This is a genomic window from Planococcus dechangensis (assembly GCF_042654465.1).
Taxonomy (GTDB): domain Bacteria; phylum Bacillota; class Bacilli; order Bacillales_A; family Planococcaceae; genus Planococcus; species Planococcus dechangensis.
The window spans coordinates 136,216-160,800 of record NZ_JBHSGL010000015.1; the positions used below are offsets into that span (position 1 = coordinate 136,216).

General features: G+C 46.4%; 19 protein-coding genes. 10 read left to right on the top strand and 9 right to left on the bottom strand.

Going from position 1 to position 24,585, the window contains the following annotated elements; genetic code table 11:
- Positions 1 to 176 precede the first annotated feature (176 nt).
- A complete protein-coding gene (locus ACFO5U_RS15055; RefSeq protein WP_377279901.1) occupies positions 177 to 470 on the top strand; it encodes a hypothetical protein in 294 nt (97 codons plus the stop codon).
- Positions 471 to 790: 320 nt separating this feature from the next.
- Here the strand turns inward: ACFO5U_RS15055 and yfkAB are convergent, their stop codons facing one another.
- On the bottom strand, positions 791 to 1,921 hold the full coding sequence (gene yfkAB / locus ACFO5U_RS15060) for a radical SAM/CxCxxxxC motif protein YfkAB (RefSeq protein WP_377279902.1): 1,131 nt from the start codon (positions 1,919 to 1,921) through the stop codon (positions 791 to 793).
- 222 nt (positions 1,922 to 2,143) lie between these two features.
- On the opposite strand from yfkAB, the gene ACFO5U_RS15065 reads away from it, so the two are divergent.
- Entirely contained in the window at positions 2,144 to 2,470 is a 327-nt protein-coding gene (locus ACFO5U_RS15065) for a hypothetical protein (protein ID WP_377279903.1), read from the top strand.
- A 136-nt stretch (positions 2,471 to 2,606) separates the two neighbouring features.
- On the opposite strand, the gene ACFO5U_RS15070 is transcribed toward ACFO5U_RS15065, so the two are convergent.
- On the bottom strand, positions 2,607 to 4,136 hold the full coding sequence (locus ACFO5U_RS15070; RefSeq protein WP_377279904.1) for an FAD-dependent monooxygenase: 1,530 nt from the start codon (positions 4,134 to 4,136) through the stop codon (positions 2,607 to 2,609).
- Positions 4,137 to 4,389: 253 nt separating this feature from the next.
- Positions 4,390 to 5,289, bottom strand: a complete 900-nt coding sequence (locus ACFO5U_RS15075; RefSeq protein WP_377279905.1) for an oxidoreductase — start codon at positions 5,287 to 5,289, stop codon at positions 4,390 to 4,392.
- Positions 5,290 to 5,623: 334 nt separating this feature from the next.
- On the opposite strand from ACFO5U_RS15075, the gene ACFO5U_RS15080 reads away from it, so the two are divergent.
- The gene (locus ACFO5U_RS15080; RefSeq protein ID WP_377279906.1) at positions 5,624 to 6,079 is read left to right on the top strand and encodes a hypothetical protein; all 456 of its coding nucleotides are present in this window, start codon (positions 5,624 to 5,626) and stop codon (positions 6,077 to 6,079) included.
- 204 nt (positions 6,080 to 6,283) lie between these two features.
- Here the strand turns inward: ACFO5U_RS15080 and ACFO5U_RS15085 are convergent, their stop codons facing one another.
- Positions 6,284 to 6,553, bottom strand: a complete 270-nt coding sequence (locus ACFO5U_RS15085) for a LapA family protein (RefSeq protein ID WP_377279907.1) — start codon at positions 6,551 to 6,553, stop codon at positions 6,284 to 6,286.
- Positions 6,554 to 7,216: 663 nt separating this feature from the next.
- Here ACFO5U_RS15085 and ACFO5U_RS15090 point away from each other — a divergent pair.
- The 3 genes from ACFO5U_RS15090 (at position 7,217) to ACFO5U_RS15100 (ending at position 12,337) form a co-directional block, all read left to right on the top strand.
- Positions 7,217 to 9,256 (top strand): glycosyltransferase family 4 protein, encoded by a 2,040-nt coding sequence (locus tag ACFO5U_RS15090; RefSeq protein WP_377279908.1) that lies wholly within the window; start codon positions 7,217 to 7,219, stop codon positions 9,254 to 9,256.
- Complete coding sequence (locus tag ACFO5U_RS15095; protein ID WP_377279909.1) at positions 9,246 to 10,544, top strand: glycosyltransferase; 1,299 nt, start codon at positions 9,246 to 9,248, stop codon at positions 10,542 to 10,544. Before ACFO5U_RS15090 ends, ACFO5U_RS15095 begins: the two co-directional genes overlap by 11 nt.
- Before the next feature lie 455 nt (positions 10,545 to 10,999).
- On the top strand, positions 11,000 to 12,337 hold the full coding sequence (locus ACFO5U_RS15100; protein ID WP_377279910.1) for a uracil-xanthine permease family protein: 1,338 nt from the start codon (positions 11,000 to 11,002) through the stop codon (positions 12,335 to 12,337).
- A gap of 265 nt (positions 12,338 to 12,602) precedes the next feature.
- Here ACFO5U_RS15100 and ACFO5U_RS15105 read toward each other — a convergent pair whose 3' ends face one another.
- Both ACFO5U_RS15105 and ACFO5U_RS15110 read right to left on the bottom strand, forming a co-directional pair.
- On the bottom strand, positions 12,603 to 13,157 hold the full coding sequence (locus ACFO5U_RS15105; protein WP_377279911.1) for an MFS transporter: 555 nt from the start codon (positions 13,155 to 13,157) through the stop codon (positions 12,603 to 12,605).
- The gene (locus ACFO5U_RS15110; RefSeq protein WP_377279912.1) at positions 13,154 to 14,584 is read right to left on the bottom strand and encodes an FAD-binding protein; all 1,431 of its coding nucleotides are present in this window, start codon (positions 14,582 to 14,584) and stop codon (positions 13,154 to 13,156) included. Before ACFO5U_RS15110 ends, ACFO5U_RS15105 begins: the two co-directional genes overlap by 4 nt.
- A 347-nt stretch (positions 14,585 to 14,931) precedes the next feature.
- On the opposite strand from ACFO5U_RS15110, the gene ACFO5U_RS15115 reads away from it, so the two are divergent.
- Positions 14,932 to 16,167, top strand: coding sequence for a DUF1572 domain-containing protein (locus ACFO5U_RS15115; protein WP_377279913.1), 1,236 nt, complete (start codon positions 14,932 to 14,934; stop codon positions 16,165 to 16,167).
- Between the two features lie 154 nt (positions 16,168 to 16,321).
- Here the strand turns inward: ACFO5U_RS15115 and ACFO5U_RS15120 are convergent, their stop codons facing one another.
- The 3 genes from ACFO5U_RS15120 to ACFO5U_RS15130 form a co-directional block, all read right to left on the bottom strand.
- Complete coding sequence (locus ACFO5U_RS15120) at positions 16,322 to 17,038, bottom strand: GDSL-type esterase/lipase family protein (protein ID WP_377279914.1); 717 nt, start codon at positions 17,036 to 17,038, stop codon at positions 16,322 to 16,324.
- A 293-nt stretch (positions 17,039 to 17,331) separates the two neighbouring features.
- Positions 17,332 to 17,826, bottom strand: coding sequence for a hypothetical protein (locus tag ACFO5U_RS15125; RefSeq protein ID WP_377279915.1), 495 nt, complete (start codon positions 17,824 to 17,826; stop codon positions 17,332 to 17,334).
- 205 nt (positions 17,827 to 18,031) lie between these two features.
- On the bottom strand, positions 18,032 to 19,489 hold the full coding sequence (locus ACFO5U_RS15130; protein ID WP_377279916.1) for an amidase family protein: 1,458 nt from the start codon (positions 19,487 to 19,489) through the stop codon (positions 18,032 to 18,034).
- Positions 19,490 to 19,829: 340 nt separating this feature from the next.
- Here ACFO5U_RS15130 and ACFO5U_RS15135 point away from each other — a divergent pair, with 340 nt between their 5' ends.
- The 3 genes from ACFO5U_RS15135 (at position 19,830) to ACFO5U_RS15145 (ending at position 24,582) form a co-directional block, all read left to right on the top strand.
- Positions 19,830 to 22,589, top strand: coding sequence for a M14 family metallopeptidase (locus tag ACFO5U_RS15135; RefSeq protein WP_377279917.1), 2,760 nt, complete (start codon positions 19,830 to 19,832; stop codon positions 22,587 to 22,589).
- 217 nt (positions 22,590 to 22,806) lie between these two features.
- On the top strand, positions 22,807 to 23,649 hold the full coding sequence (locus tag ACFO5U_RS15140; RefSeq protein ID WP_377279918.1) for an aldo/keto reductase: 843 nt from the start codon (positions 22,807 to 22,809) through the stop codon (positions 23,647 to 23,649).
- Between the two features lie 258 nt (positions 23,650 to 23,907).
- Positions 23,908 to 24,582 (top strand): metallophosphoesterase family protein, encoded by a 675-nt coding sequence (locus ACFO5U_RS15145; protein WP_377280148.1) that lies wholly within the window; start codon positions 23,908 to 23,910, stop codon positions 24,580 to 24,582.
- The last annotated feature ends 3 nt before the right edge of the window (positions 24,583 to 24,585 follow it).

Consider the following 24,585-nt stretch of genomic DNA (forward strand, 5'->3'; position numbering starts at 1 on the left):
AGACGTGCCAATTAAGCAGGTTCTTCTTAAAAAAAATGTTGACACGACTCGTAATGCGTGACAAGAATGAAGAGTTTTTGAAATGTTCAGCACTTCTTAAAACTATTATGTAGTGAAATTCAAGTTGTTGGCAAAAGATATTTTTTTAATTTTTTTGAAGAAGGGAGATGAAAATAATGACTAATATAACTAAATATTGGATTAAAAGAGTAGTGTATCTTTTTAAAAGTTATGATGCAAAAGTAAAAGAACTAAATGAAGATTATAGGAACTATGCTGATTGTAATAAAAAGTTTTTTTATGATGATTATATGTATAGGCGAAAAAGCGATAAAAAATTAATAATAATATTAATAGCCTTTGGTGTTAGTCTACTAATTCTTATTGCCAATAAAATTCGGGCAAAATTGAAAGCTAAAAGAAAAAAGGAAACGCGTCTCATTGAACAAAATAACTCTAAACGATTTTGATAATATATTATAATTCATAACTATATAATCACATTTGCTGAGTCAATGTTATAAGTATTGCTTTTTCTTTTTATTCATCCGTACAAATTGTTTAGGAATTGCGCGGTATTCTGGTAAGCAAACCAATTAGAATTTGGGGAAAAACGAAGAATTTATTGTAACGAATCCCAATAAATTTCTTGCTTTTAAACGTAAGGAGGTTAGAAGAATGATTCCATTACGGATTCATTTCCCCTAGTCTCCTTAAGTGTGCCTTAACTATCTTTAAACGCAAAAGCCCGATCCCGCGAGAATTTTTCCCGCGGAATCGGGCTTTTCATTCAAACGGTAATTCTCGATTTTTGGACGGTGAAATCGATTTCCGGGTAGTAGGCATCTTTCACCAATAGATTCGGCCCGAGGCATTTGGCGGCTGGGCAGTGGCAGGCGATTGTTTTGGCTAATGGCCGCTCCAACCAGCGGTCAAGCATCGCCGGCAGGGAATCGTGCTGGATGTTGCCCATCGCGGGTGTATCGCCGAAATCAGTGACGATGACTTCGCCCGTGAAGATATTCACATTGAGCCTTGAGCGTCCGTCCGGGTCATTGCGGACGGTGACGTTTTTGCTTGTGTGGATGCGGTTTAGGAGTTGAATGTCTTCGTCGTTTTGGCTGCACGGATAAAATGGCAATGTACCAAAGAGCATCCAGACATTTTCATCGCGGGCATCGAGTAATTCGTGGATCGCTGTTCTCGTTTCATCGAGCGACAGCACTTCCAATTGGCTTGCGAAATCGCTCGGGTACATCGGATGCACTTCGTGGCGCGCGCATTTCATTTCTTCAATGATTTGCTTATATATGCTCTTCAGATGAGGCAGGGTCCGTTTGTTCAGCATCGTTTCTGCCGATACCATGACGCCTGCTTCTGCCAGTGCGCGGCTATTGTCGATCATGCGCTGGAACTGTTCAGCCCGCCGCTCACGGGAAGGTTTGCGTTCCATATTGGCAAATCCGCCATCGACAAAATCATCGATGGTGCCCCAGTTATGGGAAATGTGCAGGACATCCAAATAAGGGGCGATTTCCATATAGCGGTCCAGCGGCATCGTCAAGTTCGAGTTCATCTGGGTGCGGACGCCGCGTGCATGGGCGTATTTCAGGAGAGGCAAGACATAATTGGCGACCGATTTTTTCGAAAACATCGGCTCTCCGCCAGTCAAACTGATGGTCCTCAAATGAGGAATTTCATCGAGGCGCGAAAAGAGCAGCTCAATCGGCAGTGCATCCGGATCTTTGTGCTCAAGCATATAGCCGACTGCACAATGTTCACAGCGCATATTGCATAAATAAGTCGTGGTGAATTCGATGCTGGATAGTGTCAGCTTCCCGTGGTCTTCGATATCCATATACGCTTCCCAAGGATCGTATTGAGGGGTGATCTGTTTAAGTGTTGTTGCCTGGTTTTCCATATATACCGAACTCCTAATCGTTTTTTCGACTCTTAAGTATGCGCTTTTCCTGTGGCTCACGCAAGAGCTTGTTTTAACGTGCCATGAAGGATGTGAACTATCTTCATTTGTTCTTTTATCATTTTTTAACTAAATATTCTATTTTTTTGTTCTTTTTGCTAGTAATCAAACACTTGTTCCGGTATATTAAAAGCATACCACTATGGAATGGGGTGTATTTCGATGGTGCTAGCGATCAAAGAAGTGAACGGGTTCGAAAAAGGAATGGAATATACGAGGGATCTTGAGTTTTTGTCATGCTTTACAAACGACGAACATCGGGTAGTCTCTTTAATAGATACAGACGGCAATGTTTTTTACTGGACGACTACGGAAGGTTCCCCTGAATATCGAAACTTCCGGTTAAAAGCTACTTATACATTTAAAGTGAGTTATATATCGACCATACTGGGCCCTTCAAGCCCGAAGGTCATCATTGCCGAATTGAAGGACGTATCAGCCAGAAAAAGTATGTATGGCAAGGCAAAGCGCTTCAAATTAAATGCTTAATGCAAATAAATCATCGCCCTATGTCGAAAGCGATTCAGGGTGTGGGCTGAAATTGCAGGCAAAATAAGCCGTATCCATTAACCACGGAGGTTTCTGGATACGGCTTTTTTTGTGTGTTTTCATTGCTGTCTCGATCTCACTCTGCTCCAAACGCTACAATCCCAAAAGACTCCAAATACATGTTCAAGACACGCAGCCACTGCTTGTCAGTCGCAAGCGCCACGTGGCCATCCGGACGGATTAGATATAGCGCATCTTGCTTGAATCCTGCGTCTCTCATTTTGGGTTCCCAAGCGAACTCGTAGAGCTCAAGCGATCGCGAGCGGGCAAAGTCGATGAGCTCAGGAGTCGCTTTGCCGTAGATATGAATTTGCCAATCGACAGAGCGCAGCGGCGTGAAATTGTCGCCTCTATCGGTTTCGATCCACGGCAAGCGCATGCCGGCGTAGATTTTGCCGGCTTTGCCTTTGCTCAACAGGCTATTGCGGTAATTGATGTGGATTTGAGACAAGATCCTAAAGGCATTTTTGGAGGCGAACGAAAATTGGAATACCGGCGGCAAGGCGTAAGGCACGGCATACTCCCGAAGCAAAGTGCCGCGTAGTTTTTGGCTGACGATCGTTTGGAACGCTTTGTCGGTCGTCGCGATCAAGCGGCGCGCAAAGGCGATGCGTTCTTGTTCGTAAGTGCCCAATATGATGGGAGCGGCTTTTCCTTGAACCACCGCTGCAAGTTTCCAGCCGAGATTGATGGCGTCCCCGATGCCGGTGTTCATGCCTTGTCCACCGGTCGGGCTGTGCAGGTGGCCGGCGTCACCCAGTATATAGATGCGCCCTTTGGTGAATCGTTCACTGACACGGTTATGGACGCGGTAGGTCGAAAACCAATTGACCTTGGACGCCGTCACGCTGATTTTATTTTCGACATAATCGGTGATGTCTTTGTATTCGACATCGGTGCGGTCGTTGAATTCCTCGGGCACGATGCCGAGTATTCGTTTCGTGTGGGCGTTACGGACGTTCATATAGAGCATAAAGCCGTCATTATCCATATACATGTCCATCTTTTCCATGTCGTCTTCCGGTGTCTCGGTTTCGATATCGGCGACGAAGAACAATTGCTTGTACGTGCCGCCGGGAAAGTCGAGATCCAGCCCTTTTCGTACCATGCTGCCGGCACCGTCGCAACCGCATAAATAGGCGAATTCCGCTATTTCCACCGGCTGTCCCAGTTGTTGCATAACGGCATTGACGCCATCTCCTGTGTCTTCAAACGAAATCAATTCGGTGTTCCATTCCACTTCGACGCCGACTTTACTTAATTCGTCGACGAGAATTTCTTCGTGATCGTCTTGCGGCAAACTCAAGATAAACGGAAACGGACTGAGCCCTTTGCCGAGCGCATGGAATTTCACGGTGGCTCTCACTCGTTTGCCGTCGCTGACATCCAATGACAAAATGGGATGACCTCGCTTGATGTTGCGTTCGGCGAGGCCGAACTGCTCGTAATGCTCCAAGATGCGTGCATGCACAGCGAGCGCACGTGACGCGGTGCCGGGTCCTGCATTTTTATCAATGATCCGAAATGGCACGCCTTGGCGCGCCAGGCTATGGGCCAAAGCCAAGCCAGTGGGGCCCGCTCCAACGATTAAGATTGGTGGGTTCATCCTAGAGACCTCCTAATGAGTATCACGGCTGTCGATGTATCATGTAAAAAAACGAGTATAAGAAAAGTTCAAAGCACGTGATACCGAACGAAATAATCTTGTACAGCTACTATATCCTTAATTGGGGAGTTTCAAGCATAACCCGGTGCAATAAACTAAATACGAGAAAATACGAGAAAAGCGTATGCAGTTCCCCCAAGGGATATCGCATACGCTCGTTTCTATTGCCTTGACCATGTTCCGTTCTGAAATGTTATTTATTGAAATCAAACGTGACGCCGGTCAGTTGTTCTGACACGTCCCACAGTTTCTTGCGAGTGGCCTCATCATTCACTGCCGAGTCCGGTTTTTCTAACGCGGGATAGCCTCTCCGTTGGCCTTTGCCGTCCGGCCCGATGTATTCGCCGCCTGTGATGCCAGAGTCCGTTGCGGCATAGACAGTGGGAAGGGCTCCCATCGCGGCAGGCTGCAAATAGCGGTTCATGAGCCCTTTGAAAATGCGGGGCATTTCCCGACTGCCGAGCTTGAACAGATTGGTCGAAGAAATTCCGGGATGGCACGCGATGCTCAGCGTCGATAGACCATGTTGCTTGAGTCGTTGATCGAGCTCTGTGGCAAACATCAAATTGGCCAGTTTGCTTTGGCCATAAAATTTCATCGCTTTATAGCCTTTGGAGCCGTCCAAGTTGTCAAAGTCAATAGCGGCATTTCGATGTGCCAGACTGCTCAGTGTCACCACCCGCGAATTGTCGGTGTGTAGGAGCAACGGCAAGAGCCGGCCCGTCAAGGCGAAATGCCCGAGATGGTTGCTGCCGAACTGCAGCTCAAAGCCGTCTTTCGTCTTGGCGTAAGGCGGCGTCATGACGCCAGCATTATTGATCAGCAAATCGAGCGAGTCGAAGCGGCTGATGAACGTTTCTGCAAAATCCCGTACGCTATCCAAATCGGACAAGTCGAGTTTCATGACTTCGACAATTGCCCAAGGAGTTTCTTCTTTAATTTCGTGTTCAGCGGCTTGTCCTTTTTCGGTATCACGGACGGCCAAGATGACCCGTGCGCCTAGCCTGGCGAAACTTTTAGCCGTTTCCAGTCCGAGTCCGCTATTGGCCCCTGTGATAATGGCCGTTTTTCCTGTCAGTGTAGTTGGTTCCACAAGCTCAGCTCCTAGTTTGGTCGATTCTGCTTTTCTTATCAAATGTACCCTCATACGGGTAATGATAATCCGGTGAGAAAATGTCCCTGTGCACGAAACAATTCTAAACGATTCTGATAATGCACAACAATATATCTTTATACATGACCATGCCTACCCAAGAAAGGTTTGAAGATTGCGCCGTAACCTTGGTGCGTATAATTTAAACGCGGAGGCAAAGGATGAACGTGATAGAATAATAGCTAGTGGAACAAAAAACTAAACGGAGCTGCCTTGTCTAAGCAGAAGTGCAGCATTCATAAATAGTAGATGAAGTGAAAGGATGAATAGCCTAATGAATAAAATGGTTGAACAAAAAATGAACGAGATTACAGACGTCTTTAATAGCCTGCCGAATTGCCGGGTTGAAACGAGTGAGGACGGTAAGGTGTTGATCCTGAGCGATAAGCCGGTTCCGTGGAGTGATGCGCTAGAGAAGAAGGACGCGCAATCTGCGTATAAAATCGGCTCCATCACGCCCCATAAAGCAGCGCTCGGCCTTTATATCGATTTCCCGCATCAGCATATAGAGATTGATGGAATCGATGACATCATCGATCCTGAATTTACATTGACTTATTTTGAGCCAGGCACCCAGACGTCGACCGCGAAAAGCTGGTGGCGGTTCCGGACGGACGAAAAATTCGACAGCATCCACATGGTTTTGAGAAAAACTGAGCTGGAGTTGTATGATTTCACGAGAGACGAATGGATCGGGTTGATGAAAGAGATTACGGCTGTTCATCAATGAACCGCCTAACGATAAGTACATGATGAAAAAGCCGCATCCGGCAAGCTCAAAGCTTGTTGGATGCGGCTTTTATCTGTCCCATAAAAAAACAGCCCCCTTTGAAAAGGAGGACTGTTGCTATGCTGATCGGCCTGTTCCACATCGGTCTCTCTTTTCCACCGGTTCAGAATATGCTGCGGGACTCTTTTGGCCAACAATGGAAATTCATGAAGCAGAGACGTTTTTCTTCTGTTTGACGGGCTTACCTTTACGCATGGCTTTCATGTCCTTCTGCAAAGAGAAGATTTTGACGAGCGCAACTGTCCCGCTTAGCAGAAACCCCATCAAAGCAGATACCAGGATGACCAGGATGAGCGGCCAATCCGCGGTGCCGAAAACAAAGTTGACAGGTACGGTATCCACATTGACTACTGCGAAAATGGTAATCAAGACGGCGAATAAAAATGCGAGCAACACCAGCCACTGGAGTTTCATATGCGTACCCTCCTTTTAAACTAATGTGGTAAAAAGGAACAGGCTTTTAAAGATTATGTAATTTCCTGTGCTTCATGCGTTACGGAAAAATTATCGTCATATGTGAAACTTGTTGGCTCGCTATTGCAATGTTCATTTGCAACAACTCGTTCTGACAGCATCTTATCCATTCAGCTGCAACTCTAAGAGGCATTTCCAAACTATTGCAGCAAATTTGATCCATCAAAATATAGCTATATTGTACACCTTGACGATTAGTAAAACGAGCAAAAAGATATCATTTTATCCATTTAATGATAGCGGGATGTTCAATCCTTTATTAAAGGACAAATGCCTCAGCTCAGAAAAGCGCTTTTTATTCGGCCAGCAGAATTGTTTAAAACTTGGGGGGAAGGAATTGTTTAAGACGCAGGGGAATATTTAAAGAAGCGTGGAAATCCTATTTTATCCTTTTTGTTTAGTTGTTTAGTAAACCAGGCAGAACAAAGAAATGTTGTATAAGGAATGGAGTATATTTGAACCTAATTGCTTCAATAATATTGGAATTAATTGACATCTTTTGTTTTATTAAAAAGAATGAAGACGCGTCTGAGTATATAGTAGCACCACCTGTGGTATAGAATAGGAAGAAACTAATCTACTGAAAGCATCGGGGGATGAAAAATGAACAAGTTTATTGAGTTCAGAAATCGTGTTTATGACAAGGAAAGTAACTTTAGTTATCCTCTGCAATTTTTAGATGAGTACATAAATCACAGCAAGGCGATCAACTCCGATGAAACAAAAGTGATCGAGCAAATTCGAATGATCAAGCAACTAGAGCTGGAAAAGAAGCTGGGTGAACAAGAAATAAATGGATGGATCTCGTTTTTGGGAGAGCATCCAACGACCGACCGATTTATCGTAGATGCTATTTTAAAGTTATCCAATGATGAGATGAAGCAAATAGTAGAGGGAAAAATAAAAGACCTACTAGCAACCCAACAGTACGATAGTCAAAAGCTCTATCATGTTATAGATCTTTGTATTGAATGCGGCATGGATCTTTTAAGTGATGACGATATCTTATTGATGCTTGAGAAATACAAACAGGATCTAGAGATCATCTCAATCTTACTGGACTATATGGATCGTTTTAACAGACAGGGAGTTAAAGATTCCATATACCAATTATTGGCCTTCGATTACCCGGGTGGCATAAAGATCCAGGGAATCAATGTATTAAGAAGTTTATATCCAACAGAAACGATTGATCAATCATTTGTGGAGAACCATATAAGAACTGAAAACAACAAAGTGTTTGTTGATAGTTATTTGGATTTTCTCGAGACAGATTTAACCTTTGACAAGCAAGGCGTTTCCATTTTGCAGTCGATGTTTTATGGGGATTTTGAAGATAGCGGGAAAGGAAATAATGGAGGCTTAGCCGTCTTATTAAAATCTTTGGGTGAAGAGGTATCGAAAGACAGCCGCATAGCCCATGTGTTTACGATTACCATCACGCAAGAATCCAATAAGCCCTTTATCAGCTTTCACGGAGATAAACACGTATTCATCCGGCTGCCCATCTATTTGGATCAGTCTAGATCCGACAAGTTCATTAAACGAGAGTTGTTTATAAAACGACAGATAGCCAATTTTTTAAAACGCTCAAACATAAAGCCTGATGTCTTTCATATCCGATTTTTAGACAATGCGTCTAAAGCGGTGGCACATCTATCTAAAGAGTTAAATAGCAAACTGGTCTTTACGCTAACGCCAGACCCGCACCGAACGATGTTTGATGGATCGGGGCACATAAAAGAACTTGGTTTTAACGAGCTGATTGAAAAACTGAACAAGATCAAAATAGGGGATGAATTGATCCGCACAAGCGATGGGATCGTTGGAATCGGGAATGGAGATGTGAAAACCGAACTTGCGGTTTATTTTCCTCAATTTCAAGAAACCGATGTAGACGGAAAGATCAAAATGATCGGTGAAGGCATACAAGCAAGCCAATCAATTGATGGAGAAGACATCGCTACCTATTCAACTCAATTGATGGAATGGAGCGAGACCAATAAAGCGTTTTTCGAAAAACCGATCATTTTAAATGTCGGGAGATTGGCTGTTCTAAAAGGGCAGATGGAACTGTTACAAGCGTGGTCAAATTCCAAGCTTTCAGAAACCCATAATCTCCTCATCATCGGGGGAGACCTCGAGCGGCCGAGTCAAGAAGAAGCAATGGTCATGGATTTTTTCAAGGATTTCTTGCAAAAGCATCCCGAGTTCAAAGGCAGGTTCATGCATCAAGGTGCCATGTCGAATTTGGATATCAGAGCGCTTGAAAGAAAGATTATTCAGCGAGACTTTGACTATCCGCATATCTATCTATGCTCAAGTGCAAAAGAAGAGTTTGGCATCGCTATTTTAGAGGCAATGTCGATCGGATTCCTTACCCTGGGGCCGGTCAAAGGCGGAGTTAAAAGTTATATGAAAAATGGCGAAAATGGATTTTTGATCGACACCAGCAATTGGGAAACGATTGCCAAAGAAACGGAAAAACACCTGTATGAGTCTAAAATCGATCAAGAGGCACTGAAAGAAATTCAAGCGGCCGGACAAAAAACAGTGGCTGAAAACTTTTCGATTCAAAACATCTCAAAGGAGTTTGTGTCATTTTATTTGTCTTTAAAAGGAGAAAAAGAAAATGAAGTATAAAAAAATCTTTTTTATCAGCCCGCCTTTTTATTCGCATTTTAACCCGTTGCTCGTGTTAGCTAAAAGTTTTCAAGAACATGGTGCAGAAGTGACATTTTGCTGCAGTATCGAATTCAAGGAAAAAATCCTGGAAGAAAACTTGAATTTTTATGAAATCGATATCAGCAGCAATAAAAATACAGGCACAAGTGAAGACACGGCACAACCGGATACCGAAAGAATGAGGTTGGAAGAATTCTTCGAGTCGACCAAAAAAGGCGCAGCAGAAACATTGATCACGCAGTCCCGCCACCGAAAGGCGGATATGCTCTATAATCCGCAAGAGCTGATCGATAAAATCAAGACGATAGACGATTCGTTAGATGTCGATCTTTATGTGGTGGACATCTTATCGTACTCGGTTACGCTGAGCTTGTATTTCTTAGGGCTGCCTTTTGTCACATTTTGCCCGCCTCATCCGAATACCATCCCAAGAGATGGACGGTATTTCAATGTGCCGAAAAACTGGCCAAAGGCGATCACGGTCAACGAAGAAGATTTGACGAGGCTCAAGCAGGTTTCCACTCAAACTCAACGGGAATTCACGGAAGTTTTTAATGCGATCATCACTGAAAACAAGTCGATTGAAACCATCAGCAATGCGTTCAGTTTGGTTTCTGAAATCGCGGTCATCTACAATTATTTTGATTTCAACAATATTGAAGAAACGGACGACAACCCGAAGGAACTATTCATCGGGAATTCATTCCAAGCAGTTGCGTTAGACGAAGAATGGCTGGAAAAAGTAGAGACAGAAGAAAAAATCATCATGATCAGTTTGGGGACTTTTTTATCCAATAGAAAAGACGTACTTGAAAAACTCATCCTGTCGGCCAGAGAAAGTCATCCTGATGCGCTCTTGATCGTTTCGGCAGGCAGCCATGCGGAGGAACTTAAAAAACATAGCTCGCCCAATACAATCATCGAAGGTTTTATCCCTCAAGTCGCGCTTATGCAGTATGTGGACACCGTTGTCTTCCATGGTGGGTGCAACACGTTGACAGAAGCGATGTACCACGGAAAAGAGATGGTCATACTGCCATTCTCCAGCGATCAGTTTAATATCGCCTACGATATTGAAAAGCATAATTTAGGAAGAGTACTGGATCCAAATAATTTCAGCAAAGAACAATTAGCAAAGGCATTGAATGAGATGGAAGAGATTTCTAAAGACCATTTACTGCATTGGCGGAACGTCTCAAGAGAAAGAGGCGCAGATTATGCTGTGAAGAAAATATTGGAAATCTAGACTGTCGACAAATTCTAATCAAAATGAATAATTGTGCATAAGCCAACCGGTCTGGCCACTTCGCTTTCCATGGGCTCAGCTTCAGCCTCCTCGTCACTGACGTTCCTGCGGGGTCTTCAGCCTTCGCTGTCCCACAGGAGTCTTCGTGGCCAGACCGGTTGCCAGCAAGTGGCCTAAAACAGAGAGCGTCACGAACTACGAAACTTTTCGCAAGTAATCTCTCAAGGGCTCGGAGCGCAATGCGGCGACTCCTGCGGAAGAACGGAGTGATGAGACCCCACAGGAGCCTGCGACGAGGAGGCTCAGCGCTTCGTCCGCGGAAAGCGTCCGCATGAAGCGCAGAGTCCTGTGTATCGAAGTTGACATGACATTTTATTCTTTTAACTAACATAAATAATCAGTTATCTACTAACTGGGTTGAATAACAGCTGAATAGAATTGAAAAGAGGTGTTTTATGAAGGAAATAGTTGGCGATGACACGAAGGTGAAGAATACGAGTAAATACGATGTGGATGGTGTACCCCCGTTAAGAGAAGCAGTACCTTTAGGCTTGCAGCATATTTTTGCGATGTTTTTAGGGAATGTGGCTGTCCCGATTATCATCGCAGGTGTGGTGGGCATCACAGGAAGTGATTTAACGATCTTGATTCAAAGTGCCATGGTCATGGCAGGAATTGCGACGATCATCCAATGTTACCCGATATGGAAGGTCGGAGCGCGACTCCCGGTCGTGATGGGGACGAGTTTTGGTTTTCTGCCGACCAATATCGTGATCGCCAGCTCCTACGGCATAGGCGGATTATTGGGTGCAAGCCTTATAGGTGGTTTGTTTGGCGGATTCTTAGGATTTTTCATTGAGAAAGTCAGAAGGTTCTTTCCTAAAATTGTAACCGGTACAGTCGTGCTTACGATCGGTTTGTCACTATTGCCTACTGGTATTGTGTCGATGGCTGGAGGAAGCGGGTCTGAAAATTTCGGGTCAGCTCAAAACTGGTTGGTGGCTTTACTCGTATTGGCGATTGTGCTGTTTCTCAATCGATATGCAACGGGAATGGCGAAAACATCCTCCATTTTAATCGGTATTATTATTGGATATATGGTGGCTCTGCCACTGGGGATGGTCGAATTTTCACCAATGAGAGAAGCTAGCTGGTTTTCAGTTCCGCAGCCCTTTTATTTTCCGATGGAATTTTACTGGGGAGCTATCCTCCCGATGATGATTATGTTTATCGTGACATCTGTTGAAACCGTTGGCGATGTGACAGCGATGACTACCGGGGGAGCAAACAGAGAACCCACAGCAAGAGAGCTTTCCGGCTCAGTCATCGCAAATGGATTTACCTCATCTCTTGGCGCGATTTTCAATTCTTTGCCCAATACATCTTTTAGCCAAAATGTAGGCATGATCGCATTTACAAAAGTCATGAGTAGATTTGTCGTCGCTCTGGGCGCTGGGTTTTTAATCTTGGCTGGCCTGATTCCTAAGGTTGGAGCTCTTATCTCGACAATGCCCCCAGCCGTTATTGGAGGCGCTACTGTCATCATTTTCTCTCAGATTACGTTAACCGGCATCGCCATATTGACATCAGAGCCTTTAAATGAAAGAGCGAAGATTATCGTTGGATTAGCTTTAGTATTTGGACTCGGATTGAGTCAAGTACCCGATGCAATGAACGCGTTTCCGGAAGTTTTCAAGTTATTGTTTGGTGGATCCGGAATCACCATCGCCTGTTTTGTGGCGATTGCATTGAACTTGATCATTCCAGAGGAGTCCGTCAAAGAAGAAGCATAGGCAAACCGACTTCAATGGGGTGATACCTAGAACACGAAAAAGACATTACTCACCAAACCCATATTCGATTCAAAATCACACCAATTCTATCAGACAAAGATTGTGTCGCTTTCTGGTAAGCACAATAAAAAAGGCCGTATCCGTTAACCTTGCTTAAGGGTTAATGGATACGGCTTTAGCATATTCAGTTTTAATAGGTGCTGTACCAATAGACGATAGATGTCTAACTGTCTTTCCTACAAATGGGAAACCCGCTATATGGATGTTAAGATTGCAATTCAGGCAAAGGTTTATCTTTTTTCATAATCGAAAACCCGCTCCAGGCGAAGAGAGCAGAGGCGATATAGAAAATGCTTGCTATCGTGAAGAAGTCCACTAAATAGCCGGTGGCGATGACCGCTACGGCTGCGGCAATTGACGTCCAAATATGGTAATTGGCGATTTCTTTTCCTGCGGTTTCTTTCAATACATGCCTGGCCAGCACAGTTTTTTCGGAATTCTTTTGGACTGCACCAAGCACTCCCATAAAAATTTGCAGAATATAGACATGCCATATTTCACTTGCCAGGGGAAAGACGAGCAATATTAGCGCCATCCCCCAGGAATACACGCTAAGCAGCACATAGTCGCCCACTTTGTCAGCGATTTTACCGATGAGCGGGTAGCAAATTGCAGCGGTCAACGCAAACAGCCCATATGCCCAGCCAAACTGGGAATAGGAATTTCCAACGTTTCTGAGCATCAGGATGTAAAAAGGAAAAATCATGCTTGAGGCCATGACGATGGTTCCTTGATAGACGATGAATCGTTTATAGTTCATTGCTTGTACTCCTCATAGAAAATATTCACAAACCGCCCGTTCGGATCATATTCTTTTTTCAAGTCGAAAAACTCGCTTGTCCTTGGATAGGCTTCTGCCATTTGTCCTTTAGTAGGGTAGCCAAAATACGGAAGGTAATAGCTCCCTCCATGGTCGAGCGTCACATCAATCATGTTGCGGACGACCCTTCCGGTATCTTCAATGCTCTTTGCATCTGTTCCTTGATTGATCAGGAGGACCAGCGAGAACATATCTTCCTTCGCATAAGACAACACCGCTTCTTCATTTTTTTCAACATAGCGGATGGTGATATTCAATAAATTAAACTCGTCTTCATCGATTAAGGTTTCTCTCAAGTCATCAATATACGCTTCAAAATTTTCCACAGGGACAAAATATTCCTGCAAGATTTCCGTGTTTTCGGGATGGTTGTATTCCATGAATTCGGAATCCGACCGCATGACGTTGTTTCGCGACATCAGTTTCCCATCAATCGAAGCGGAATAGGTTTTCTGAGTCTTCCAGAAAACCTTTTTCCCTTGCTCATTGAGCCGTGCAAGTCCGAGGAAGAATTTTGGAACAGCAATCAAGGTCTCCTGCTTTAATTTCTGGGGCTCCATTGGAAGGCCTTCCCGCTCCATGTTCTGATAATTGATGACATACATGTCTTCCAAAAATGAGTCAGGAGATAAGGAAATTCGCGCCAAATGCATCTTCATACTTTCGTCTGCCCTGACGTTCTCGTTGAAATAATCACTGTATTCGTCATACTGAAGCTGTTCAGAATGTATTTCATACATTTCATCGTCCGTCAGCTTCAATGTCACGTCCAGAATGACGCCGAATAAACCATAACCTCCTACAACCGCTTGGAACAGCTCGGGGTTCTGATCCGAACTGAGCGTCAGGATCTCGCCGTTTGCATCAAGTAGGCGAAGTGATTCGACAGTGTCGATCAAACTGCCATTTTGGATATCAAGGCCATGCGCATTGACGCTTATAGAGCCACCGATGGTAAAAATATTTTGGGACTGGCTGACTTTTAATGCCAGCCCGTATGGATTGATATAGTCCTGAATGTCTCTCCAGGTCGCTCCGCTTTGGATCGTAATGGTTTTCTTTTGGGCATCGAATCTCAATACTTTATTATACGGCTTCATATCAAGAAGGATGCCGTCGGGATACACCGTATGTCCGCCTTGGCTGTGCTGCATGCCAGCAATGGCTATCGGACTTCCTTCCGAATTGGCATCGAGGATCACTTGTTGAATTTCGGACGTGCTATCAGTCGCTTTTATTGCTTTCATTTTTACTGGCAACAAGCGGCTTTGGTCTTCTGCTATCGGCTCAGCTGATTGTTCAGTAAAATAATGGATCGACAGGAATAAGAAAGTGATGTAAACAAGGAGCATCAGATACCGTTTCATAATGGTTTTCATACACTTCCTTTAAATAAAAGCTGCTTTTGATTTTACATTACCAAAGCTTTCTGGAAAATACTATGATATTTGATAACTTATACGTTGGATAAAAACCACATAAAAGGCAGGTTCTGAGTCTTCCATTTTCAAACTCAATTTCATTTTTGTTGCATGGAGAATCAACTGAATCCTTAGAAATGAAAGACGCTTCATGCATTTTTATATCTTTTCGTAAATCGTCATAATTGTCTCATGTACAGGGAAGAGATTTAAAGAGAACGGAAAACTTATTTTATCCTTTATTTTCAGTTCTTTAGTAAACTATGAAATACAAAAGAAATGAGGCGTAGCTAATGGAATATATTTACATCTTGATTGCGGCAATCGCAGTGATAGTAGTGAGCGTCTTTATTTACTTTAAAAAGAATAAAGACGCAGCTGTTCAAATAGAAGAAATACCTAGTGAAAGCGTGGAAGAAGAGGTGGAAGATGAAGAACCGGAGCCGGAAGACGATGACAGCCATTTGAACCCGACGGTATCGGAAGTGGAGGACGGGGAAGTCGTCAAGAGCGGCTACAAGCGGATCGAGATTCCGGCGAATATGATACCGATTATCGCAGAAACCTTGAAAGACGGGGCGATGGTGTTCCGCCAAAGCCGCACCTACCGCGTCGAGTTCAGCCCTGAAGTGGTGAAGGGCTTGAAGGATAAGAGCATGACGCTGATCGAGCGGGTCAACGGCAAGGGCTATGTTCCCGCAGTAAGAAAAGACGGCGTCAAAGGTATTTATGAGCAGGCGGTGTTGGTGAAACGAGTGAATCCCGGGCTCCTCGCCCATGCGAGCATGAGCTTGTTGACGACTGTTGTCGGCCAGCAGCAACTCATGGAAATCCAAAGCTCCTTGAAAATCATGGAGCAAAAATTGGACACGCTGATCCAGCACCGGGAAAACGATTTTGCCGGGAAAATTGACGCGCGCTTTGGCTATTTCAAAGAAGTCATCGAACGCTTTCGGAGAAAAGGCGTCACGCTCGGCGGTGTGGAAGACGTGGAAATCGAAGGCTTTTACACGGCGACGCTGCAAGATTTGAAAGTGCTGACGAAAGATTTGAAAGTAATTGTCGCGAGCGTCGAAAGCTTGAAAGAGCACGAAACGCTGCGCAAATGGGGAGAAGCTCCGGTGAAAAAAGACTACCAGCAACTCATCGGCCGCTTCAACGCCAAACAGGAATTATTGCTATTGAATGTGCAGTTTATCCAGGAATGCTACGAGCCGTATTTGCGGACCATCCGGCATTACGAGGAAGCTGATGTGAAATCACAGACTTTGGCGGAGATCGTGTCGGAGAATCATGCGTTGATCCAAAGCATCGAAGAGAAAGTGAAAAGCATTGAAGAAAACTATCAAGTGAAAATCAATTTCGGCCTGAAAGCTTTGAAGTACCGCAATTTGGAGAGCTTGAAAGAACTGGCGCCTGTGAAGATCGACGAGCAACAGAAAGCGGAGCAGGAGATTCCGTCTGAAGTGTTGGTTGAAGTGACAGAGAATCAACAAGTGTATGCGTACGTGCCGCGGAGAAATGAATAGAACCGAAAAACGCCCTCTATAGAGTAATGGCAAATGCCTATCGCTCAGTAGAGGGTGTTTTTGATGGAGTTGATCAAATTCAGTTTGATTCGAGATCCGATGAGGAGAATGTCAGTTTTTACGATAATTGAATGTTGCCAATGCAACAATCGGTTCACTCAGCTTCAATCGCCTCGAGCCCAATTTCCGCAAGGACCGCCTGCCCTCTTTCCGTCGGGTGGATATCGCCAGCGATGATATAGTCATCTTGCTGATCGCGGTAAGCGGAGTAGGCATCCGCCAACGTGACCTTGTCGTAGCTAGTTGCGATTTCCGCGAAGGCGGCGTTCACTTCCGGCAGGAGGGCTTCGCCGATGTCGTGGATTGGGCTGTCGGTTGGGAATGGGTTGTACATATTGTAAAGAACGATTTGTGCGTCCGTCAGTGACTGGATTTCTTCGATCACTTCACGGAGCCTGTAGAGGACGGTGTTATCGTCCAGTTGTTGTTGGAGGATTAGTTCCATTTGTGCTGGGTCGCCGCCGCTTGATGCTTGTGCGAGCCGAAGGATTTCCAGCAGGTCGTTGCCACCGATTGTCATGGCGATGACATCCGCCTGTTGAACCGTTTGACGGTAGTCTTCATCTTCACGAAGCGCGGAGACGACTTGTGCGGTTTGCCAGCCGGAGACAGCTAAATTCTCGACGGTGAATCCGGCGTCTTCCCCGATCAAATACGGATAAGCGGAGCTGCCGCTGTCTTCGAGGTTTGCGCCGTACGTGATGGAGTCGCCTAGCGCGACAAGTGTATCGGGTTCGATGTCTTGTTGTGCACAGCCGCTAGCGAACGCGGCGAGTAAAGTGAATAAGATGGCAGGTTTTAGTTTGATCATCAAATAACTCCTTTTTCCTTTATACCAGTCGTGGTCAATTACGCAGCGTCATGAGCCGGTTCTTCATTTCACTCACATGAACGTTCGTCTTGGCACTGGTCTTGTGTTACATCATAATGCGGATGACGCTGGGAAAAAAGCAAAAAGCATTGTCCACACTGTCGTTGATCTTCATCTCAGCGAGCCTGAATCGATGTACTAAATCTAAGGAACATATAACGAATAAAAGCAACTGCCTTTCCTTTTTGGAAGAGCAGTTGCTTTATGTTTTCAAGTACTTAGTCGACTGAGAATTAATCGATTTCCTTGATTGTAGAAACTGGAATTTGAAGTGCCGTTTCCATCATATTATCTGAATCTAAGGAGATATTAGCAATCGCTTCAAATTCATAAATGCCTGGCTGTAACTCCAGTTGTTTTATTTCTTCAAAATTCACTCTGTGAGCTTCATTCTGAATCAGCGTGGTTGTTAACAATGGTTGGTTCATCGCCCCTAAATATTCATAATCGCCATCTTGTTGATAGATGTTGAAGTAAAAAATACTTCCACCGTGGTAGATGTTTTTTTCAGCCTCTGGTCCTATATAAGTGATTGTGGCATAAACATTGAGTTCTGATTCGCCATTTTCTACATGTATTGTGACTTCGAAGTCCTCCATCTGCTTAGAGTCGGTGGTGTTTTTGGGTTCATTGCTGGCATTTTCTTTATCGTCATTATTCGTTCCGCAGCCCATTAGTCCGACGACCAAAATCAATAATAGAGAGCGAACAATAAATAATCTTCTCAACGCCTCCACGTCCTTTTTGTTTATTAGTTGCTGACGAAGAAGAAAAGTTTCAAAGAGCTGAATGTCTCTTTTTGAAATGTCGGGCCAGTGTCAGACGCCATTCGAACATAGGGACTTTGGAAAGCTTGAAAACCAAAAAACACCCTCTGCTGAGCGCTTGGCATGTTGCCAAGGTTTCAGCAGAGGGGGAGTTAATTGATCAAGTTCAGTCGGATTCGAGATCCGGTGCGATGCGTTTTTTAGTCGCCTGTTCATAAGAATACGCCAGTTCAATCAAGCGCGCTTCGCTAAAAGCTTGCGCGCTGAATGTCACCCCGACCGGGTGACCGCTCTTCGTGTAGCCAGCCGGTACCGTAATAGACGGATAGCCCGCTTTTGCTGGCATGGCAGCGCCGCGGTTGTTTTGGAACAGCAGCGCGTCAAGCTGGTGTTCTTGCATGACGAGGTCGATGCCTTCTGAAGTGGAGGAGCGCCAGTCGGTTTCGCGGTGCTCCAAGTAAGTCGCGTCGTTCGGGTCGTCGCTTAAGCCTTGCGCTTTTTCCAGTTCCGCCTGGCCGAATTTCATGCGGCGCTCGGGGTCTTGCTTGTTGAAGGCGATGACGTCCGCGAGCGATTTGACCGGCACTTCGTCAGGCGTCGTGGCAAGGTAGTCATTGACGCCGCGCTTGAATTCGTACCATAAGACGTCCGATTCGAAATCTTTTTGTGGAATCGTCAGTTCAACGACGGTGGCGCCGAGTGCTTTGATTTCTTCCATTGCCGCGTCCATGATGGCGCGTTCTTCTGGCGCTTCATTGTTCAAGAACGATAGGTCGACACCGATGCGGGCGCCTTTCAAGCCGTCCTTTTTCAGGTGCGGTGTGTAATCAGTGAGTGCATGTCCTGCGCTTTTCAACGTCGCTGGGTCTTGTTCATCGACGCCGGTCATGGCACCGAGCAGGATCCCCGCATCCGCCACGGTGCGCGCCATCGGTCCGGCGGTATCTTGGCTTTCGGCGATCGGGATGATGCGCGAACGGCTGATGAGACCGACAGTCGGCTTGATACCGACGATGGAATTGGCGCTTGATGGGCTGAGGATCGACCCCGAAGTTTCCGTGCCGACACCGACCACGGCGAAGTTCGATGCGATCGCGGCACCCGTGCCGGAACTCGAGCCGCCGACATCTTCCGCTTTGAAGACATCGATGCCGTACGGATTTTTCACTTGGCCGGCGAGTGAGCTATAGCCGCTCGGGCCGTCTTGCGACATGAAATACGCCCATTCGCTCAAATTGACTTTGCCGAGAATGATGGCACCGGCGTCGCGCAACTGCTTCGCCACGAAGGCATCTTGTGTCGCGAAATTGTGTTCGAGTGCGATGGCACCGGCAGTGGTCGGCATCGAGTCTGTCGTTTCGATATTGTCTTTTAGTAACACGGGAATGCCGTAAAGTGGGCCTTGGTCATTCTGTCCACGATTTTTGTCGAGTTGCGCTGCGATTTTCAAAGCGTCTGGATTGATGGCACGCACGGAATTGATTGTCGGGCCGTTTTGGTCGTAGGCTTCGATGCGGTCGAGGTAGGCTTGGGTCAATTCGACGGAAGTCAGTTTATGGTCACGGAATGCTTGTTGGATATCTTCAATCGTCGCTTCGATCAGTTGGAATGTGCTTGTATTCATATAGAGCCTCCTCGCTAGTTTGATGTACTGCCTTTCATTGTACATCATCCGTGCGTGTCCCTGTGCATGACACAATTCTCCAGGTGAAAACCTTGTTGTGTCAGGGGTTGTATACTGCGACGTCCCTGTGCACGACACAATTAAGGGGCTAGCTCTCTGTCTTTGTTTTGTAGATTTCAGTTTATAACTTTTAAACTAGTTTTCCGCTGTAAAACGGCATTTGTAATTGGAATAAAGTACTATCTTTAATAAAAAATTCATTTACCTACTTCGGCTTACGAAATATTCTGTTATATTAAGAGCTGGTAATAAAATTATGCGATGAAGGGATGTTGGGTGGATGAAGAAAGTTTTTGCAGGATGGCTGTCGGTTGTGCTGGTGTTGTCGGTGTTTGTGCCGTCAATGACTGCCAATGAGACAGGAGTTAGCGCGACAGAAGCAACAACGACGCTTGAAGTGAGCCGGTCGGTCTTTTCCTTGACGGAAACGCGGACGGTGGAACTGTCGGCTGATTTAGGGGAAGGCGTGAATTTGGAGGATGTGGAATTCCAATTTGGCGGAAAGCCGCTTTCGGAATGGCGCAAATGGACACAAGGCCAAACGTATAATGGCGACCCGTTCATCACCGTTATAGAAGAGCCGGCGTTTGTCGAAGGCACAAATGAAATCACTGCTGTGCTGGAGTTCGGTTTGCTGTACGGGACGGACAATTTGTCCAACCGCACAATCCGCACGCAATACCAGCAATTTATCGGCGATTATGAACTGGCGCTGATTGATTCGGCAAGCGGCGAAAAAGCGGCTGCGACTGTCGAATTGAATGTCTACGATGAATTCAAGTTTTACGATGAGTTGAAACCGGCAATCGACGACATTTTTGAAGCCGCAGAACAAGATGCGGACAACGATCGTTATCTTGAGTATCAAACTGTCGGCAAGACGGTAGAAGGGCGCGATATTCATTTTGTCATTTTGGCACGCGATGAGGCAGCGGTCGATCAATACTTGAATGACACCTTGCCGACGGCACTCGAAGATCCGCAAAGCTTGATCGAAAAGCTCGAGAACGACACGATGGGCGATTACCAAGTGCCGATCTGGTTTAATAATATCCATCCGGACGAAGTGGAAGGCGTGGATGTGCAAGTCGAATTATTGGAGAAATTCGCTTTGGAAGACGAAGTGGAATTTTTGAATACAGACGGCGACACGGAATTCAGTGAGAGCTTGAACGTGGACGCGGTTTTGGACGATGCGATTTTCCTTTATATGTTCACGAGCAATCCGGACGGCAGAGTGGCCAACACGCGCGCGAACGCCGAGGGCTTTGACTTGAACCGCGACAATGCGTACCAGACGCAAGTGGAAACGCAGCAAGTGAATGAAGTGCTGTCCAAGTGGACGCCGCTGTCATTTATCGATTTCCACGGGTATGTCAACGGGTTCTTGATCGAACCGGGCACACCGCCGCACAACCCGAACTTTGAATACGATTTATTGATCGACAATATGATGGACCAAGCACATGCGATGGGCAATGCAGGCATCGCCAACTCGAAGCTGACGTCTTATTTCATTGCCAAAGAAGGCTATGGTTCCGGTTGGGATGATATGACGCCTGCTTATACCGCGATTTATGCGATGCTGCACGGTGCACTCGGCCATACGATCGAAGTGCCGGGGCTTGGCCAGGACGGCTATCGTGCGCTTTTGGGCAGCGGGCTCGGAGCTACTAAATTTGTCCATGACAATAAAGACCAATTGTATAAAGAGCAATTGGAGATTTTCAAGCGCGGCGTGGATGGGGAAGATAACCGTGCCGTTGATGAATATTTCGTCAATGCGGCAGGTGAATCGATCGGCCGTATTCGCGGAGACAACGAAAACTTCTTCCCAGATTATTATGTGATTCCGGCAGACGACAAAAACCAGAAAAATGCGTTGGAAGCTTATAATATGGTGGAGTATTTGCTGCGCAACGGCGTGAAAGTTGAAAAGACCGTGAACCCTGTCGAAGTCGACGGCGCCACGTATCCAAAAGGCACATTTATCGTGCCGATGGACCAAGCCAAACGCGGCTTGGCGAATGCGATGCTCTATAAAGGCGATAATGTCTCCGATTGGGATGCCATGTACGACCCGATCGTCGTCAACTTCTCGGATTTGAGAGGCTTTGACTTGGAAGAAGTGCGTACTGCAGGTTTGTTCGACGGCAAGACGCAAGCAATTGAAGAGGTGGTCATTCCGACAAGCACCGTTCAAGGAAACCCGCCGAAACAAATTCTGGAGAATTCAACAAACGATGCGATCCGTGTTGTTAATGCATTGCTCGCTGACGGCAAAACGGTGGAAGTGTTGACGGAAAACAAAGGCAAAGCGGAGGCTGGAGATTTTGTCGTAGCGACGAACGATCTTCGCCCATATGCTGATGATTATTATTTTGAAACGCAAGTGTTCGGAAACGGTAAAAATGTTGCGACCGAAGTATTGAAGCAGCCGAGCGTGGCTGCGACTGGTTCTGCACAGCTGAACTTCTCGTTGCGCCAGCTTGGCTTCCGATTGACGGACGCTGCGGCAGCGGATGTTATCGTCAGCGACGGCTCTGCGTTTAACGCAGCACAAGTGACGGGCAAAAGCTATATCGGCATCGGTGCACCGGCACTGAGAGCTGTCCAAAATAGCGGCGTTCTTCCAGGATTTGCTTTTAGAAGCACCGGTGGCAGCCATGAAGGACTTGTGAAAGCAAATGTTGCTGAGCATCCGCTAACGGCAGGTTACGAACAGCAAGAAAATCTCTATGTCACGAGCGGTTCGTGGATTTCGAGCGTTCCTGAAGGCGCAGACGTACTTGCGAGCTTCCAGGACAGCGAAGATTTCTACATCGCCGGCTGGTGGCCTGGATATGGCCAAGCACAAGGACAAACGATGGCGTTCACTGCCGACCGGGCAGATACGACTTATACATTGTTTGCCAACTCCCTGGCGTTCCGCGCTCATACCGAGCACAGCTACCGTTTCCTCGCGAACTCAATTTACAATGCGGTGAGCGTTGAAGCTGAAGTGGTAGAGAAGGGGAACGGAAAAGGGAAGAAAAACTAGTGTCCCTGTGCACCACACAATTCTGCAGGTGAAAACCTTGAGATAGAGGCGTTTATGCAACGCGACGCCCCTGTGCACCACACAATTAGGGATCCGCTCCATTCAACATTGGAGCGGATCCCTTTTTATTCGTGCCTGAAACTTCGGAGACCGAATAAGTTGAATTCATGAAGATGTAAGAGTAATCTGACAATAGAATCGAGAGGAGTGACAGTGGATGGTAAAAGCAATTCCAGAAGTGAGCTTGAACGATGGCACGACCTTGCCGGTAACAGGGCTCGGTACATATGGACTGTGGGGCAATGCAGGGGCCAACGCAGTCAGCAGCGGGATCAATGCCGGTTACCGGTTGATCGATACGGCGTATAATTACGAGAATGAAGGCGCGGTGGGTGAAGGCATACGTCGCAGCGGTATTTCCCGTGACGAGCTGTGGGTGACGTCCAAGCTGCCGGGGCGTTATCATACGTACGACAAAGCGATGGTGGCGATTCAGGAATCGCTATACCGTTCTCAGCTCGATTATTTCGATCTCTATTTGATTCACTGGCCGCTTCCAAAAGAAGATGTATATGTGGAAGCGTGGCAAGCTTTGATTGACGCACAAAAATGGGGGCTCGTCCGCTCGATCGGCGTCAGCAACTTCCTGCCTGAGCACCTCGAGCGCATCATTAAAGAGACCGGCGTGACGCCGAGCTTGAACCAAGTGGAGCTGCATCCGTTCTTTAACCAGGAACGACAGCGCAACGTGCACGCAGAACTCGGGATCCAGACGCAATCGTGGAGCCCGATCGCCAAGGCGAAAGATATTTTGTCGAATGACACGATCAGCCAAATTGCCGATGCGCACCATAAGACCATTGCGCAAGTCGTATTGCGCTGGCAATACCAGATCGGGTCGGTATCGATTCCGCGTTCCACATCGCCCGAGCGGCAGCGGGAAAACTTGGCCATCTTCGATTTCGAATTGAGCGACAGCGAAATGGCTGCGATTGCCGCATTGTCCCGCCCGGATGGCCGGCTGTTTGATATGGACCCGGCGACGCATGAGGAGTTTTAGTGTCCCTGTGCAAGACACAATTCCAGCGCTGAGATCGTTGCAGTAGCGGGGGTGAAGTGTTCCGATGTCCCTGTGTGAGACACAATTCAAGCCGGCACCTTCTGCATAAATGCAGCAGATGCCGGCTTTTTGTTTTTCACTGGTTATGAGTTCGGGGAGGATTTTGACTGAAAATGGGGAATTGGAAAAGTACAGGATGTGGCAGAAGGCATTCGGATGATGCTTGATTTTCGAAACGGGAAGCAGGAGGTGCACATGATGAAAAGAATGTTGGCCATCAGCGATATTCACGGAGAACTTGAACTGTTTGATGCACTGCTGCAGAAGGTCAACTATGACGCCAGCGAAGACCAGCTGATTTTGCTCGGCGACTATGTGGACCGCGGGCCGGATTCCAAAGGGGTGCTGGAGCGGGTCATTGAATTGAGAAAGCAAGGCGCCATTGTCCTGCGTGGCAACCACGACCAGATGATGCTGGAGGCAGCGATGGGCGAACCCGGTGCCAAAGGGAATTGGTCGTTGAACGGCGGATGGACCACGCTCTATAGCTATGATCCTGCGCTCCGGAACATGGCGCTTCCGGAGACCGAGCTTTTTTGGCAGCACGTCGACTTCCTCAAGCAAACGGATTTTTACTACGAGACTGATGAGTATCTTTTTGTGCATGCGGGCGTTCAGCCGGGAGTTCCACTCCAAGAGACGGACCCTTACGTGTTGATGTGGATCCGCGAGGAATTTCATCAGGGCTATTCAGGCGAGAAGACGGTGGTGTTCGGCCACACGCCAGCGTTCGCGATGAGAGGTACCAAAGACTACCGTCCGTATTTCGGCGATAATCGCATCATCGGAATTGATGGTGGCGCGGTTTACGGCGGGCAGCTGAATTGTTTGGAGCTGCCGGGCGAGAAGGTTTACAGCGTGAAGAAATCTTGAACT